Genomic DNA, 16,236 nt, shown 5'->3' on the forward strand with positions numbered 1-16,236 from the left:
AATGATCTCTACCTTGCGACGTGGCCTGTTGGTGTTGCTTGCGGCGCTGCCGCTGGTAGCTAACGCCGTGGCGGCACAGTCGGCGCACGATCTGGTTCAGGACACTACAAACCGGATGCTCGCCGATCTGTCGGCCAACAAAGAGAAGTACAAGCAGGATCCGCAGGATTTCTACACGGCGCTGAACACCATCGTCGGCCCTGTGGTAGATGCCGAAGGCATTTCCAAGAGCATCATGACGGTCAAGTATTCGCGCAAGGCAACCCCGGCGCAGATGAAGACCTTCGAGGAAAACTTCAAGCGCGGCCTGTTTCAGTTCTACGGCAACGCGCTGCTCGAGTACAACAACCAGGGCATCACCGTTGATGCGCCCAAGGACGAGTCCGGCGACCGCACCAGCGTCGGCATGACCGTCAAGGGTAACAACGGCGCGATCTATCCGGTGTCGTACACCCTGGAGAAGATCAACGGCGAGTGGAAACTGCGTAACGTGATCATCAACGGCATCAACATCGGCAAGCTGTTCCGTGACCAGTTCGCCGACGCGATGCAGCGCAATGGCAACGACCTGGACAAGACCATCAACGGTTGGGCCGGTGAAGTCGCCAAGGCCAAGCAGTCGGCCGAGCAGAACGAGAAGCCTGCCCAATGACCGAGTCGGCCATTCGTCTGGATGAAGCCAGCGAGCTGCAGCTCAGCGGCGTGCTGGATTACCGCACCGGCCCTGACCTACGGGAGCAGGGCAGGGCGCTGATCAAATCGTGCAATGCCCCGGCATTGGTGATCGATTGTTCGGCGGTGGAGAAGTCCAGCAGCGTCGGTCTGTCGCTGCTGCTGTGCTTCATTCGCGATGCGAAGGCCGCCGGCAAGGCGGTCAGCATTCGCGGGATGCCCGAAGACATGCGCGAAATTGCTCAGGTCAGCGAGTTGACCGAGCTGTTGGCGCAACCCTGAACCCGCATCAATAGAGAAGCCCCCCGTCAGAGTCCTGCGCAGCGGGGTTCGCAGGCGCGGGGCTTTTTTGTATGATGTCCGACCCGTGCGCACAGGGCGCCGATTGAGGTTGAGCATGCAGGCCGTAGAAGTGAAGAGCTTCCTTGAAGGAAAGCTGCCAGGAACGCTGGTGGAAGTTGAAGGCGAAGGCTGCAACTTTCAGCTGAACGTGATTAGTGATGAACTGGCGGCGTTGAGCCCGGTCAAGCGTCAGCAAAGCATCTATGCCCATTTGAACCCTTGGATCGCCGATGGCAGCATCCACGCGGTCACTATGAAATTTTTCAGCAGCGCGGCCTGGGCCGAGCGCACCTGAGCCCTAGGGCGTCGAGATTCTTATGGATAAATTGATTATTACCGGTGGCGCTCGTCTTGATGGCGAGATCCGCATCTCCGGGGCGAAGAACTCCGCCCTGCCGATCCTGGCCGCCACCCTGCTGTGCGATGGCCCGGTTACCGTCGGCAACCTGCCGCACCTGCACGACATCACCACCATGATCGAGCTGTTCGGTCGCATGGGCATCGAGCCTGTGATCGACGAAAAGCTCAGCGTCGAAATCGACCCGCGCACCATCAAGACCCTGATCGCTCCGTACGAACTGGTGAAAACCATGCGTGCCTCGATCCTGGTACTGGGCCCGATGGTTGCGCGTTTCGGTGAAGCCGAAGTCGCACTGCCTGGCGGCTGCGCCATCGGTTCGCGTCCGGTCGACCTGCACATCCGTGGCCTGGAAGCCATGGGCGCGGTCATCGACGTCGAAGGCGGCTACATCAAGGCCAAGGCGCCTGAAGGTGGCCTGCGCGGTGCGCACTTCTTCTTCGATACCGTCAGCGTGACCGGTACCGAGAACATCATGATGGCTGCCGCTCTGGCCAAGGGCCGCAGCGTGCTGCAGAACGCCGCTCGCGAGCCGGAAGTAGTCGATCTGGCGAACTTCCTCAACGCCATGGGTGCCAAGGTGTCCGGTGCCGGCACCGACACCATCACCATCGACGGCGTTGAGCGTCTGGGTTCGGCCTTCTACAAGGTCATGCCTGACCGTATCGAAACCGGCACCTACCTGGTGGCCGCTGCGGTGACCGGTGGCCGTGTGAAGGTCAAGGACACCGATCCGACCATCCTCGAAGCCGTTCTGGAAAAACTCCGTGAGTCCGGCGCCGAAATCACCACCGGTGAAGACTGGATCGAGCTGAACATGCACGGCAAACGCCCGAAAGCGGTCAACGTGCGCACTGCGCCGTACCCGGCGTTCCCGACCGACATGCAGGCGCAGTTCATCTCGCTCAACGCCATTGCCGAAGGCACTGGCGCGGTCATCGAGACGATCTTCGAAAACCGCTTCATGCACGTGTACGAACTGCACCGCATGGGCGCGCACATCCAGGTCGAGGGCAACACCGCCATCGTGACCGGCATCGAGACACTCAAGGGCGCGCCAGTGATGGCAACCGACCTGCGTGCTTCGGCGAGCCTGGTGATTTCGGCGCTGGTGGCACAGGGCGATACCCTGATCGACCGCATCTACCACATCGACCGTGGTTACGAGTGCATCGAGGAAAAACTGCAGATGCTGGGCGCCAAGATCCGTCGCGTTCCGGGCTGATCGCTGCATCTGGACACAGGGAAGTGTCCGTTGAATTCGTTTTGATCGGGGGTGGCAACGCCCTCGATGTATGTCCGGCGCCGATTGCGACCGGGCATGAGTACCTTGATAAGGACTGACGTTTCCCATGTTGACCATCGCACTGTCCAAGGGCCGCATCCTTGACGACACCCTGCCGCTTCTCGCCGAAGCGGGCATCGTGCCGACCGAGAATCCGGACAAGAGCCGCAAGCTGATCATCCCCACGACCCAGGAAGACGTTCGCCTGTTGATCGTGCGGGCCACCGACGTGCCGACCTATGTCGAGCATGGCGCGGCCGACCTCGGTGTTGCCGGTAAAGATGTGCTGATGGAATACACCGGCCAGGGTCTGTACGAGCCGCTGGATCTGCAGATTGCTCAGTGCAAGCTGATGACCGCCGGCAAGGTCGGCGCGGTGGAGCCAAAAGGCCGCCTGCGCGTCGCCACCAAATTCGTCAACGTTGCCAAGCGTTACTACGCCGAGCAGGGCCGTCAGGTCGACATCATCAAGCTCTATGGCTCGATGGAGCTGGCACCGCTGATCGGCCTGGCCGACAAGATCATCGACGTGGTCGACACCGGCAACACCCTGCGCGCCAACGGCCTGGAACCCCAGGAACTGATCGCCACGATCAGCTCGCGTCTGGTGGTCAATAAAGCTTCGATGAAAATGCAACACGCCCGAATCCAGGCGTTGATCGACACCCTGCGCAAGGCAGTGGAGTCTCGACACCGCGGCTGATGTACCTGCGCGACGTTAAGTCGCGCCCGTCTATCCGCCTCATAGCCAGAATCTCAGGTGCCCAAGCGGAAACGACTGGTCGGGGAAGGTGCGCTGACGTTTAATAACGACCGCGCCTTACTCCAAAAGGCAACCTAACAGCAGCAGAAAAATTTCTCAGAAGTATAAATCGCGTAGTGGCCAGCCTTTTGAAGCAAGGCCCTACGGGTTGGCACTGTGCCCGCACCATGCTGCGTTGCGGGACTCGGTAAGGAAACAACCCTTACCTTCGTCCCGCGCCTTGCCTGGTACGACCACAGCACCAACGCGATCATTATTAAACGTCAGCGCACCTTCGGGCGCCTGAGTTTTTGCCATTCCTATGAGGCTCTCGCTATGACCGCACCGACTGCAATTCGCCGACTCAACGCTGCTGACCCGGATTTCGCGCATCATCTGGATCATCTGCTGAGCTGGGAAAGTGTGTCTGACGACTCGGTCAATCAGCGGGTGCTGGACATCATCAAGGCTGTGCGTGAGCGCGGTGACGCGGCGCTGGTCGAGTTCACCCAGAAATTCGACGGCCTCGAAGTCGCTTCGATGGCGGACCTGATCCTGCCGCGTGAGCGTCTGGAGCTGGCCCTGACCCGCATCACCGTGCCGCAACGCGAAGCGCTGGAAAAAGCCGCCGCCCGCGTGCGCAGCTATCACGAGAAACAGAAGCAGGACTCCTGGAGCTACACCGAAGCCGACGGCACGGTGCTGGGCCAGAAAGTCACGCCGCTGGATCGCGCTGGTCTGTACGTGCCGGGCGGCAAGGCGTCGTACCCGTCGTCGGTATTGATGAACGCGATTCCGGCCAAGGTCGCCGGCGTGACCGAAGTGGTCATGGTGGTGCCGACCCCGCGCGGTGAAGTCAACGAGCTGGTGCTGGCGGCGGCGTGTATCGCCGGCGTTGACCGGGTGTTCACCATCGGTGGCGCACAAGCCGTTGCCGCGTTGGCCTATGGCACCGAAAGCGTGCCGCAGGTGGACAAGGTTGTCGGCCCGGGCAACATCTATGTGGCGACGGCCAAGCGTCACGTGTTCGGTCAGGTCGGCATCGACATGATCGCCGGCCCGTCGGAAATCCTCGTAGTGTGCGACGGCCAGACCGATCCGGACTGGATCGCCATGGACCTGTTCTCCCAGGCCGAGCACGACGAAGACGCCCAGGCGATCCTGGTCAGCCCGGACGCCGAATTCCTCGACAAGGTCGCCGCGAGCATCGACAAACTGCTGCCGACCATGGATCGCGCGACCATCATCGAAACCTCGATCAATGGCCGTGGCGCCTTGATTCATGTACGCGACATGGCCCAGGCCATCGAAGTCGCCAACCGCATCGCCCCGGAACACCTTGAGCTGTCGGTCGCCGACCCGCAGGCCTGGCTGCCGCAGATCCGCCACGCCGGCGCGATCTTCATGGGCCGCCACACCTCCGAAGCGCTGGGCGACTACTGCGCCGGTCCGAACCACGTGCTGCCGACTTCCGGCACCGCGCGTTTCTCCTCGCCGCTGGGTGTGTATGACTTCCAGAAACGTTCGTCGATCATCTTCTGCTCCGAGGCCGGAGCTTCGGAACTGGGCAAGACTGCATCGATCCTGGCCCGTGGCGAATCCCTGAGCGCCCACGCGCGCAGCGCCGAATACCGCATCAAAGACGAAGTGAAGGGGAACTGAACATGAGTAAATTCTGGAGCCCGTTCGTCAAGGATCTGGTGCCGTATGTGCCGGGCGAGCAGCCGAAGCTGACTCGTCTGGTCAAACTCAACACCAACGAAAACCCTTACGGCCCGTCGCCAAAAGCCCTGGCAGCGATGCAGACCGAACTCAACGACAACCTGCGTCTGTACCCGGATCCGAACAGTGACCTGCTGAAAAACGCCGTCGCCAAGTACTACGGGGTGCAGAGCAATCAGGTGTTCCTCGGCAACGGTTCGGACGAAGTGCTGGCGCACATCTTCCACGGTCTGCTGCAACATGATCAGCCGCTGCTGTTCCCGGACATCAGCTACAGCTTCTATCCGGTCTACTGCGGCCTGTACGGCATCAAGTTCGATGCGGTGCCGCTGGATGCGCAGTTCCAGATCAACTCGGCCGACTACGCCAAACCGAACGGCGGGATCATTTTCCCCAACCCGAACGCACCGACCGGTTGCCTGTTGGCACTGGAAGCGGTCGAGCAGATCCTCAAGGCCAGCCCGGATTCGGTGGTGGTGGTTGACGAGGCCTACATCGACTTCGGCGGCGAAACCGCGATCAGTCTGGTCGACCGTTATCCAAACCTGCTGGTCACCCAGACCCTGTCCAAATCCCGTTCGCTGGCAGGTCTGCGGGTCGGTCTGGCGGTCGGGCATCCGGACCTGATCGAGGCGCTGGAGCGAGTCAAGAACAGCTTCAACTCCTACCCGATCGATCGCATGGCCAATGTCGGTGCAGCGGCAGCGTTCGAGGATCGCGAGTACTTCGACAAGACCTGCGCACTGGTCATAGAGAGTCGCGAGTGGGTGGTTGCGCAGTTGCAGGCCAAGGGCTTTGAAGTGCTGCCGTCAGCGGCCAACTTCATCTTCGCCCGGCATCCGCAACATGATGCGGCGGGGCTGGCAGCCAAGCTGCGTGAACAGGGTGTGATCGTGCGCCACTTCAAGCAGGAGCGGATTGCCCAGTTCCTGCGGATCTCGATCGGCACGCCGGAGCAGAATCAGGCGTTGATCGACGGGCTTGGCGAACTCTGATCAGCCGCCGTAAAAAAGGGAGCGAATTCGCTCCCTTTTTTTGTGCTTCAGTTTTCTTCCTGTTCCTTGACCGGAGCCGGTGGCGGACGCAGACCGATTTCAGCAGTCAGCTTCAACTCCTTGCCATTGCGCATCACCTGAATCGTGACCTTGTCGGTCGGCTTGATCCGCGCCACCTGGTTCATCGACTTGCGGCCATCACCGGCCGGTTCGCCGTCGATGCTCAGGATCACGTCGCCCAGTTGCAGGCCGGCTTTCTGGGCCGGGCCATCGCGGAAAATCCCCGCCACTACAATTCCCGGACGCCCGGACAGGCCAAACGACTCGGCCAATTCCTGAGTCAACGGTTGCACTTCAATGCCCAGCCAGCCGCGAATAACCTGACCGTGTTCGATGATCGACTTCATCACTTCCATTGCCAGCTTCACCGGGATCGCGAAGCCGATGCCTTGCGAGCCGCCGGACTTGGAGAAAATCGCGGTGTTGATGCCGGTGAGGTTGCCGTTGGCGTCGACCAGCGCGCCGCCGGAGTTGCCCGGGTTGATCGCCGCGTCGGTCTGGATGAAGTCTTCGTAATTGTTCAAGCCCAACTGGTTGCGACCGGTGGCGCTGATGATGCCCATGGTCACGGTCTGGCCAACCCCGAACGGGTTGCCGATGGCCAGCGCGACGTCGCCGATGCGGATGTTGTCGGAACGGCCGACGGTAATCGCCGGCAATGTCTTGAGGTCGATCTTCAGGACCGCGAGATCGGTTTCCGGGTCACTGCCGATCACGCGGGCCAGGGTTTCACGACCGTCCTTGAGCGCCACGACGATCTGGTCGGCGCCGCTGGTGACGTGGTTGTTGGTCAGGATGTAGCCTTCCGGGCTCATGATCACGCCGGAGCCGAGGCTCGATTCCATGCGTTTCTGCTTCGGCGAGTTGTCACCGAAGAAACGGCGGAACTGCGGATCCTCGAATAACGGATGTGCCGGTTTGGCAATGACTTTGGTGGTGTAGAGGTTGACCACCGACGGTGCGGCAATGGTCACCGCGTCAGCATAAGACACCGGCCCCTGCTGCACGCTGGTGGTCTGCGGGGCCTGTTGCAGGTTGACGTCGAGGCTCGGAAGCCCGACCCACTGCGGGTAACGCTGAATAATCAACAGAGCGATAAGCACGCCGGCCAACAGCGGCCAGCCGAAAAAACGCAGCGCCTTGAGCATTAAGCACGTCCTGGAAAAGTTGCAGGCGGGGTCAGACCGCCCATAATGTCGCGCATTATACGAGGCCGCGCGTGCCTCTGAACGGGATTTTCAGGAGTCTTTCATGGCCGTTGCCCTCAGTACCCTGGTCGAAGAAGCCGACCGCTACCTCGGCAGTGCGAAAATTGCCGATTATTGCCCCAACGGCCTGCAGGTCGAAGGTCGTCCGCAGGTGATGCGAATCGTCAGCGGCGTGACCGCCAGCCAGGCGTTGCTCGATGCCGCCGTCGAGGCCGAAGCCGATCTGGTGCTGGTGCATCACGGTTATTTCTGGAAGGGCGAGAACCCGTGCATCACCGGCATGAAGCAGCGCCGTCTGAAGACGCTGCTCATGCACGATATCAGTCTGCTCGGTTATCACCTGCCGCTGGATCTGCACCCGGACGTCGGCAACAACGTGCAGCTTGCGCGTCAGTTGGACATCACCGTCGAAGGGCCGCTGGATCGGGACAATCTGAAGATCGTCGGTCTGGTCGGTTCGCTGAGCGAGCCGATGACCCCGCGCGACTTCGCCCGCAAAGTGCAGGAAGTCATGGGCCGCGAGCCGCTGCTGGTCGAAGGCAGCGCGATGATCCGTCGGGTTGGCTGGTGCACCGGTGGCGGGCAGGGCTACATCGACAACGCCATCGCTGCCGGCGTCGATCTGTTCCTCAGCGGCGAAGCCTCCGAGCAGACATTCCATAGCGCCCGGGAAAACGACATCAGCTTCATCGCCGCCGGCCACCACGCCACCGAACGTTATGGCGTGCAGGCGCTGGGCGATTATCTGGCGAAGCGATTTGCCCTCGAGCACATCTTCATCGACTGCCCGAATCCGATCTGACTTTTTCCTGGAAGCACCCGAACGGGCGGGCATATTCATATACCCTTTCGATCTAGTTGGCGTCCTGATTAGAAGAGGTCGCTGTGCTAGGATTCCTCGCTCGAACACGGCCCGCTGGCCGTTCATAAGAAAGCTTTCGTGAGTAGCCATGGTCGACAAACTGACGCATCTGAAACAGCTGGAGGCGGAAAGCATCCACATCATCCGCGAGGTGGCCGCCGAGTTCGACAACCCGGTGATGCTGTACTCCATCGGTAAAGACTCCGCCGTGATGCTGCATCTGGCACGCAAGGCGTTCTTCCCGGGCAAACTGCCGTTTCCGGTGATGCACGTCGACACCCGCTGGAAATTCCAGGAGATGTACAAGTTCCGCGACAAGATGGTCGAAGAACTGGGCCTGGACCTGATCACCCACGTCAACCCGGATGGCGTTGCGCAGGGCATCAACCCGTTCACCCACGGCAGCGCCAAGCACACCGACATCATGAAGACCGAGGGCCTGAAGCAGGCGCTCGACAAGCATGGTTTCGACGCAGCTTTCGGCGGTGCCCGCCGCGATGAAGAGAAGTCCCGCGCCAAGGAGCGCGTCTACTCGTTCCGTGACAGCAAACACCGCTGGGACCCGAAGAACCAACGTCCGGAGCTGTGGAACGTCTACAACGGCAAGGTCAACAAGGGCGAATCCATTCGTGTGTTCCCGCTGTCGAACTGGACCGAGCTGGACATCTGGCAGTACATCTACCTCGAAGGCATCCCGATCGTACCGCTGTACTTCGCCGCCGAACGCGAAGTGATCGAGAAGAACGGCACGCTGATCATGATCGACGACGAGCGCATCCTCGAGCACCTGTCTGATGAAGACAAAGCGCGCATCGTCAAAAAGAAAGTGCGTTTCCGTACCCTTGGCTGCTACCCGTTGACGGGCGCGGTGGAGTCCGAGGCCGAAAGCCTGACGGACATCATTCAGGAAATGCTCCTGACGCGAACTTCCGAGCGCCAGGGCCGGGTCATCGACCACGATGGCGCAGGCTCGATGGAAGACAAGAAACGTCAGGGTTATTTCTAAGGGGTTGTCATGTCGCACGCATCTGATTTGATCAGCGAGGACATCCTCGCCTACCTGGGCCAGCACGAACGTAAAGAGCTGCTGCGCTTTTTGACCTGCGGTAACGTCGATGACGGCAAGAGCACCCTGATCGGGCGCCTGCTGCACGACTCGAAAATGATCTACGAAGATCACCTCGAAGCCATCACCCGCGATTCGAAGAAAGTCGGCACCACCGGTGACGACATCGACCTGGCATTGCTGGTCGACGGTCTGCAGGCCGAGCGCGAGCAGGGCATCACCATTGATGTCGCCTACCGCTATTTCTCAACCGCCAAGCGCAAATTCATCATCGCCGACACCCCCGGCCATGAGCAGTACACCCGCAACATGGCCACCGGTGCGTCCACCTGTGACCTGGCGATCATCCTGGTCGACGCCCGTTACGGCGTGCAGACCCAGACCCGTCGCCACAGCTTCATCGCATCCCTGCTGGGCATCAAGCACATCGTCGTCGCCATCAACAAGATGGACCTGAAGGGCTTCGATCAGGGCGTGTTCGAGTCGATCAAGGCCGACTACCTGAAGTTCGCCGAAGGCTTGAAGATGAAGCCGACCAGCATGCACTTCGTGCCGATGTCCGCTCTGAAGGGCGACAACGTGGTGAACAAGTCCGAGCGCTCGCCGTGGTACACCGGCCAGTCGCTGATGGAAATTCTCGAGACCGTGGAAGTGGCGGGTGACCGCAACTTCACCGATCTGCGTTTCCCGGTGCAGTACGTCAACCGTCCGAACCTGAACTTCCGCGGTTTCGCCGGCACCCTGGCCAGCGGCATTGTCAAGAAGGGCGACGAAGTCGTGGTCCTGCCGTCGGGCAAGAGCAGCCGCGTGAAATCCATCGTCACCTTCGAAGGTGAACTGGAACACGCAGGTCCTGGCCAGGCGGTAACGCTGACCATGGAAGACGAAATCGACATCTCCCGTGGCGACCTGCTGGTACACGCCGACAACGTTCCGCCCGTGACCGACAGCTTCGAAGCGATGCTGGTGTGGATGGCTGAAGAGCCGATGCTGCCGGGCAAGAAATACGACATCAAACGTGCCACCAGTTACGTGCCGGGCTCGATTGCCAGCATCGTCAACAAGGTTGACGTCAACACCCTCGAAGAGGGCCCGGCGAGCGCGTTGCAGCTCAACGAAATCGGCAAGGTGAAGATCGCGCTCGACGCGCCGATCGCCCTCGACGGTTACGACAGCAACCGCACCACCGGCGCGTTCATCGTCATCGACCGTTTGACCAACGGCACCGTCGGCGCCGGCATGATCGTCGCCCAGCCGGTGACTCACGGTACGGCTACGCACCACGGCAAACTGGCCCATGTAGCGACCGAAGAGCGCGCTCAGCGTTTCGGTCAGCAACCGGCTACCGTGCTGTTCAGCGGCCTGTCGGGTGCGGGCAAGAGCACCTTGGCTTATGCGGTCGAGCGCAAACTGTTCGATCTGGGTCGTGCGGTGTTTGTGCTGGATGGCCAGAACCTGCGTCATGACCTTAACAAGGGGCTGCCGCAGGATCGCGCGGGTCGCACCGAGAACTGGAGCCGTGCGGCGCATGTTGCCCGTCAGTTCAACGAAGCCGGTCTGCTGACGCTGGCGGCATTTGTGGCGCCGAGTGCGGAAGGTCGCGAGAAGGCCAAGGATCTGATTGGCAAGGATCGTTTGCTGACGGTTTATGTTCAGGCTTCGCCGACTGTGTGCGCCGAGCGTGATCCGCAGGGTTTGTATGCTGCGGGTGGCGATAACATTCCGGGTGAGTCGTTCCCGTATGACGTGCCGCTGGATGCTGATCTGGTGATCGATACCCAGTCGTTGTCGCTGGATGAAGGCGTGAAGCAGGTGTTGGATCTGTTGCGCAAGCGTGGTGCGATTTAAGCGTTAGCTGCGAATGAAAAAGCCCGCCGATGAGAGATTATCGGTGGGCTTTTTTTGTTGTGTGAATATCCGTTTCTTCGGGTGTTGCGGATTATGGTTCCGCCCTTACGGCGGGTCACTTTGGCAAACGCCCCAAAGTAACCAAAGGTCTGGGCCCCGGCGTTCGGCCCCTCGCTGGGGCTCGGGGTTCCTTCGTTCCGGGATTCATCCGGGGGCATCGCCTACGGTTTGCTTCGCTGCACCTCCTCTCGATGCATGCGGCTTCGCCGCACGGTCGCTGCGCTCCCACCCCCGGATGAATCCCTCCACTCAGCCTGCCGATGGGGCCGGCACGTCAAAAGCGGTACTCGAGCTAACGCTCATCGTGTTGAGTGGTGGGAAGCGAGAAGCGAACTGCTTTTCTGTGGGAGCAAGCCTGCTGGTCATGGCGGCCTGACGGCCGGCCTGTTCTGGCGGAGCTCCCTCAGGGGAATCAGCGTTGGTTCGGATATTCGCGGTGCATCTGCTCAAGCAATGCATCCTTGTCTTGCCACAACTGGTTGATCCAGCCCTGGAATTGCAGGCGGTATTCGCCGTCCTGGTCGTAGTTTTTGCCGATGAACTGCGGTGGGATTTTCAGTTCTTCGAAGTGCACCACTACGTCTCGTACATTGCCGCACAGCAGATCCCAGAAGCCGGGGCGTCCGCCGGGGTAGTGGATGGTGACGTTGACGATCGATTCCAGCTGTTCGCCCATCGCATCCAGTACGAAGGCAATGCCGCCGGCCTTTGGTTTGAGCAGGTATTTGAACGGTGATTGCTGCTGTGCGTGCTTGCCTTCGGTGAAGCGTGTGCCTTCGACGAAGTTGAAGATGCCGACCGGGTTGTCGCGGAATTTCGCGCAGGTCTTGCGGGTGGTTTCCAGGTCTTTGCCCTTCTTTTCCGGGTGTTTTTCCAGATAGGCTTTCGAATAGCGTTTCATGAACGGGAAGCCCAGCGTCCACCACGCCAAGCCGATGACCGGGACCCAGATCAGCTCCTGTTTGAGGAAGAATTTCAGCGGCTGGATGCGTCGGTTGAGCACGTATTGCAGCACCAGGATGTCGACCCAGCTCTGGTGATTGCTGGTGATCAGGTACGAGTGCTGATAGTCCAGGCCCTGCAGGCCGCTGAGGTGCCAGCGGGTGCGGCGGACCAGGTTCATCCAGCCTTTGTTGTTGCTGATCCAGGCTTCATGGGTGTGGCTCATCAGCCAGCGCGAAGCGCGGCGTGCGAGGTCGAACGGCAGCACTTTGATCAGCGCCACGAGAAACAGGAACGAGCACAACAGGATCGTGTTCAGCGCCAGCAGCAGCGCGGCGATTACGCCGCGCAGGGTGGCAGGGAGAAAAGCCAGCATCGGGTCAGATATCCAGAGGTCGGTTGGCAGCCTGAATCGCGGTCAGGGCGATGGTGTAGACGATGTCGTCGACCTGCGCGCCGCGCGGCAGATCGTTCACCGGTTTGCGAAGGCCTTGCAGCATCGGGCCGAGGCTGACGCAATCGGCGCTGCGCTGTACGGCTTTGTGCGTGGTGTTGCCGGTGTTCAGGTCGGGGAACACAAACACCGTGGCGCGACCGGCCACCTGGCTGTTCGGCGCCAGTTGCCGAGCCACGTTTTCGTTGGCGGCGGCGTCGTATTGCAACGGCCCGTCGATCAGCAGCGAGTGCTGTTGTTCGTGGGCGAGCAGGGTGGCTTCGCGGACTTTTTCGACTTCCTCGCCGGTGGCCGATTCGCCGCTGGAGTAGCTGATCATCGCCACGCGCGGGGTGATGCCGAACGCTGCAGCCGAATCGGCGCTTTGCAGGGCGATTTCGGCCAGTTCGCTGGCGCTCGGGTGCGGGTTCATCACGCAGTCGCCGTAGACCAGCACTTCTTCGGGAAACAGCATGAAGAACACCGACGACACCAGGGTGCAGCCCGGTGCCGTCTTGATCAGCTGCAAGGCCGGGCGGATGGTATTGGCGGTGGTGTTGATGATGCCGGAGACCAGGCCGTCGACTTCATCCAGCGCCAGCATCATGGTACCGATCACCACGGTGTCTTCCAGTTGCTGCTCGGCCATCGGCGCATTGAGGCTTTTGCTCTTGCGCAGGGCGACCATCGGTTCGACGTAGCGTTCGCGGATCAGGTCCGGGTCGAGGATTTCCAGCCCCGGTGGCAGGACGATGCCTTGGGCTCGGGCGACGGCTTCTACGTCTGCCGGTTTGGCCAGCAGCACGCAACGGGCGATCCCGCGCTCTTGACAGATCGCCGCCGCCTGCACGGTGAACGGCTCGCTGCCTTCGGGCAGAACGATGCGTTTGTTGGCAGCCTGGGCGCGTTGAATCAATTGATAGCGGAACACCGCCGGCGACAGGCGCATTTCCCGTGGCGTGCCACAGCGCTGATGCAGCCAGTTGGCATCCAGATGGCTGGCGACGAAGTCGGTGATGATCTCGGCACGCTCGCGGTCATCGACGGGGATTTCCTTGTTCAGGCCGTTAAGCAGGTTCGCGGTGTCGTAGGAGCCGGTGCTCACCGACAGCACCGGCAAACCGGCCTGCAACGCACCACGGCACAAATCCATGATGCGCGGATCCGGCAGGGTGTCGCTGGTCAGCAGCAGGCCGGCCAGCGGTACGCCGTTGATGGCCGCGAGGCTGACGGCGAGGATGATGTCGTCGCGATCGCCGGGGGTCACCACCAGCACGCCGGGCTTGAGCAGGTCCACGGTGTTGCGCATGGTGCGCGCGCAAATGATGGTCTTGGTCATACGCCGGGTTTCGTAGTCGCCGGCGTTGAGCACCTGGGCGCCCATCAGGTCGGCGACGTCGCGGGTGCGCGGGGCGTTGAGTTCGGGCTGGAACGGAATGCAGCCGAGCAGACGAAAATCACCGGTGCGCAGCAATGGTGAATGCTCTTTCAGACGCGCGGCGAAGGCGTCCATGCTCTCGTCGGTCTTGACCTTGTTGAGGATCACGCCGAGGACTTTCGGGTCTTTCGGCCCGCCGAACAGTTGCGCCTGCAGCTCGACGCGGCCGGACAGTTCGGTCAGCACTTCGTTTTCCGGGGCCGAGACCAGAATCACCTCGGCGTCCAGGCTCTTGGCCAGGTGCAGGTTGACCCGCGCGGCATAGCTGGCGCTGCGGGTCGGCACCATGCCTTCGACGACCAGCACGTCTTTGCCGATGGCGGCCTGCTGGTAGAGGGTGATGATTTCTTCGAGCAACTCGTCGAGCTGACCGTCGCCGAGCATCCGCTCGACGTGGGCCAGTCCCAGTGGCTGCGGCGGTTTCAGGCCGTGGGTGCGAGCCACCAGTTCGGTGGAGCGCTCAGGGCCGGTATCGCCCGGATGTGGCTGGGCAATCGGTTTGAAGAAGCCGACTTTCAGCCCGGCCCGCTCCAGCGTACGCACCAGCCCGAGGCTGATGGAGGTCAGACCCACACCAAAGTCAGTGGGTGCGATAAAAAAAGTTTGCATGCGGATTCTCTAAGGGTGCATGGCAATGGCGATCGTCTCTGTGTGCCGATCTGCCGAAATTCAGTCGCCAAGGTTATCGCTAACCGAGCCTTGAGCGCACCAACCGCAAGCAAAGGGTTGGCCTATTTTTTCAATACGTTGCGCGGCGTCCAGGACCCACGCCCGGGACTGCCAGGGCGGGAGGTGGCGCAGGTGCTGGGTGTGGCCGCAGGACAGCTCGGCGACCCAGTGGCCGTCCTCGTCCTGATGGAATCCGGTGACGGTCACGGGCGCCAATCCGTCCCGTCTGTCCGGGTTCTGTTCGCTTTCGGGCAAATCCTTGTTTAGACTTGTCCGTTCTTCATTCTTATGCAAAAGGTCTCGCCCCATGCTGATCGCCGCCAATAAGGCTGTCTCCATCGACTATACCCTGACCAACGACGCTGGTGAGGTCATCGACAGCTCCGCCGGCGGCGCTCCGCTGGTCTACCTGCATGGCGCAGGCAACATCATCCCGGGCCTGGAAAAAGCCCTGGAAGGTAAAGAAGTCGGCAACGAGCTGGAAGTGTCCGTCGAGCCGGAAGATGCCTACGGCGAATACGCCGCTGAACTGGTCAGCACTCTGAGCCGCAGCATGTTCGAAGGCGTTGACGAGCTGGAAGTCGGCATGCAGTTCCACGCTTCGGCGCCGGACGGCCAGATGCAGATCGTCACCATTCGTGACCTGGACGGCGACGACGTCACCGTTGACGGCAACCACCCGCTGGCCGGTCAGCGCCTGAACTTCAAAGTGAAGGTCGTTGCCATCCGTGACGCCAGCCAGGAAGAAATCGCTCATGGTCACGTCCATGGCGAAGGTGGCCATCACCACTGATTTTCTGCGCTAAGCTCAGAGAACTGGAGAGGCGCCCGAGGGCGCCTTTTTAGTCCGCGGCTGTCCTTGGTGGCCTCGCCAAGTGGCTGTTTCGAGTAGAACACGGGAATCTGGAGTTCGTCATGAGTGCTTTTCACGACCTTAAGTTGACAGCCCTGGATGGTCAGGAGCTACCGCTGGCACCCTTCAAGGGCCAAGTCGTGCTGGTGGTCAACGTCGCCTCCAAATGCGGCTTGACCCCACAGTACGCGGCGCTGGAAAACCTTTATCAGCAATACAAAGGCAAAGGCTTCAGTGTGCTGGGCCTGCCGTGCAACCAGTTTGCCGGTCAGGAACCGGGCAGTGAGCAGGAGATCCAGGAATTCTGCAGCCTCAACTATGGCGTGAGTTTTCCGTTGTCGAAAAAGCTCGAAGTCAACGGCCACGACCGTCATCAGCTGTACCGTCTGCTGGCGGGCGAGGGCGCGGAGTTTCCCGGTGATATCACCTGGAATTTCGAGAAATTCCTGCTCGGCAAGGACGGTCGTGTATTGGCGCGTTTCTCGCCGCGCACGGCGCCGGATGATCCTTCGGTGATTACGGCGATTGAAAAAGCCCTGAGCTGAAACACAAAAATCGCAGCCCTTGAGCTGCGATTTTTTTCGCCTGCCTTTTGACCCTTAATCATTCAGATCAATAGTGCTATCGGCCGTTTGAAACTCCGCATATTATCGCCGTCATATGAATCGCATGCCCGTCGAT

Annotated in this window: 16 protein-coding genes; 12 read left to right on the forward strand and 4 right to left on the reverse strand. The window is 60.8% G+C overall.

Going from position 1 to position 16,236, the window contains the following annotated elements; all coding sequences use genetic code 11:
- Position 1 precedes the first annotated feature (1 nt).
- The 7 genes from QR290_RS05715 to hisC all read left to right on the forward strand — a co-directional run bounded on the left by QR290_RS05715 (position 2) and on the right by hisC (position 6,116).
- Entirely contained in the window at positions 2-652 is a 651-nt protein-coding gene (locus QR290_RS05715) for an MlaC/ttg2D family ABC transporter substrate-binding protein (protein ID WP_085608079.1), read from the forward strand.
- Positions 649-954 carry an STAS domain-containing protein gene (locus tag QR290_RS05720; RefSeq protein WP_007953557.1) on the forward strand — a complete coding sequence of 102 codons (306 nt, stop codon included), beginning with the start codon at positions 649-651 and terminating at the stop codon, positions 952-954. Before QR290_RS05715 ends, QR290_RS05720 begins: the two co-directional genes overlap by 4 nt.
- A 115-nt stretch (positions 955-1,069) precedes the next feature.
- Positions 1,070-1,309, forward strand: coding sequence for a BolA family protein (locus QR290_RS05725; protein WP_039769303.1), 240 nt, complete (start codon positions 1,070-1,072; stop codon positions 1,307-1,309).
- Between the two features lie 22 nt (positions 1,310-1,331).
- Complete coding sequence (gene murA / locus QR290_RS05730; RefSeq protein ID WP_115076563.1) at positions 1,332-2,597, forward strand: UDP-N-acetylglucosamine 1-carboxyvinyltransferase; 1,266 nt, start codon at positions 1,332-1,334, stop codon at positions 2,595-2,597.
- A gap of 127 nt (positions 2,598-2,724) precedes the next feature.
- On the forward strand, positions 2,725-3,360 hold the full coding sequence (hisG, locus tag QR290_RS05735; protein ID WP_007953554.1) for an ATP phosphoribosyltransferase: 636 nt from the start codon (positions 2,725-2,727) through the stop codon (positions 3,358-3,360).
- Between the two features lie 375 nt (positions 3,361-3,735).
- Complete coding sequence (gene hisD / locus QR290_RS05740; protein ID WP_007953552.1) at positions 3,736-5,061, forward strand: histidinol dehydrogenase; 1,326 nt, start codon at positions 3,736-3,738, stop codon at positions 5,059-5,061.
- Between the two features lie 2 nt (positions 5,062-5,063).
- The gene (gene hisC / locus QR290_RS05745; protein ID WP_289204520.1) at positions 5,064-6,116 is read left to right on the forward strand and encodes a histidinol-phosphate transaminase; all 1,053 of its coding nucleotides are present in this window, start codon (positions 5,064-5,066) and stop codon (positions 6,114-6,116) included.
- 47 nt (positions 6,117-6,163) lie between these two features.
- Here hisC and algW read toward each other — a convergent pair whose 3' ends face one another.
- Positions 6,164-7,324 (reverse strand): Do family serine endopeptidase AlgW, encoded by a 1,161-nt coding sequence (algW, locus tag QR290_RS05750; protein WP_115076565.1) that lies wholly within the window; start codon positions 7,322-7,324, stop codon positions 6,164-6,166.
- A 103-nt stretch (positions 7,325-7,427) separates the two neighbouring features.
- Between algW and QR290_RS05755 the strand changes: the two genes are divergently transcribed.
- The 3 genes from QR290_RS05755 to cysN all read left to right on the forward strand — a co-directional run bounded on the left by QR290_RS05755 (position 7,428) and on the right by cysN (position 11,160).
- Positions 7,428-8,186 (forward strand): Nif3-like dinuclear metal center hexameric protein, encoded by a 759-nt coding sequence (locus tag QR290_RS05755; protein ID WP_115076566.1) that lies wholly within the window; start codon positions 7,428-7,430, stop codon positions 8,184-8,186.
- Between the two features lie 148 nt (positions 8,187-8,334).
- Complete coding sequence (gene cysD, locus QR290_RS05760; RefSeq protein WP_007953546.1) at positions 8,335-9,252, forward strand: sulfate adenylyltransferase subunit CysD; 918 nt, start codon at positions 8,335-8,337, stop codon at positions 9,250-9,252.
- A gap of 9 nt (positions 9,253-9,261) precedes the next feature.
- Positions 9,262-11,160 (forward strand): sulfate adenylyltransferase subunit CysN, encoded by a 1,899-nt coding sequence (cysN, locus tag QR290_RS05765; protein WP_289204521.1) that lies wholly within the window; start codon positions 9,262-9,264, stop codon positions 11,158-11,160.
- A gap of 472 nt (positions 11,161-11,632) precedes the next feature.
- Here cysN and QR290_RS05770 read toward each other — a convergent pair whose 3' ends face one another.
- From QR290_RS05770 to QR290_RS05780, 3 genes are read right to left on the reverse strand one after another with little or no spacing between them, the layout of a single operon-like run.
- Positions 11,633-12,538: an acyltransferase gene (locus QR290_RS05770; protein ID WP_007959087.1), complete on the reverse strand. Its 906-nt coding sequence runs from the start codon at positions 12,536-12,538 to the stop codon at positions 11,633-11,635.
- Between the two features lie 4 nt (positions 12,539-12,542).
- The gene (pta, locus tag QR290_RS05775) at positions 12,543-14,642 is read right to left on the reverse strand and encodes a phosphate acetyltransferase (RefSeq protein ID WP_115076568.1); all 2,100 of its coding nucleotides are present in this window, start codon (positions 14,640-14,642) and stop codon (positions 12,543-12,545) included.
- Between the two features lie 60 nt (positions 14,643-14,702).
- On the reverse strand, positions 14,703-15,041 hold the full coding sequence (locus tag QR290_RS05780; RefSeq protein ID WP_230735472.1) for a DUF3565 domain-containing protein: 339 nt from the start codon (positions 15,039-15,041) through the stop codon (positions 14,703-14,705).
- Here QR290_RS05780 and QR290_RS05785 point away from each other — a divergent pair.
- Positions 15,010-15,495: an FKBP-type peptidyl-prolyl cis-trans isomerase gene (locus QR290_RS05785; RefSeq protein WP_085698479.1), complete on the forward strand. Its 486-nt coding sequence runs from the start codon at positions 15,010-15,012 to the stop codon at positions 15,493-15,495. The two genes, QR290_RS05780 and QR290_RS05785, sit on opposite strands and share 32 nt — an antisense overlap.
- 122 nt (positions 15,496-15,617) lie before the next feature.
- Complete coding sequence (locus QR290_RS05790; protein WP_007959082.1) at positions 15,618-16,100, forward strand: glutathione peroxidase; 483 nt, start codon at positions 15,618-15,620, stop codon at positions 16,098-16,100.
- Positions 16,101-16,236 lie beyond the last annotated feature (136 nt).

Origin of the sequence: Pseudomonas fluorescens, assembly GCF_030344995.1 — a bacterium.
Classification (GTDB): domain Bacteria; phylum Pseudomonadota; class Gammaproteobacteria; order Pseudomonadales; family Pseudomonadaceae; genus Aquipseudomonas; species Aquipseudomonas fluorescens_BF.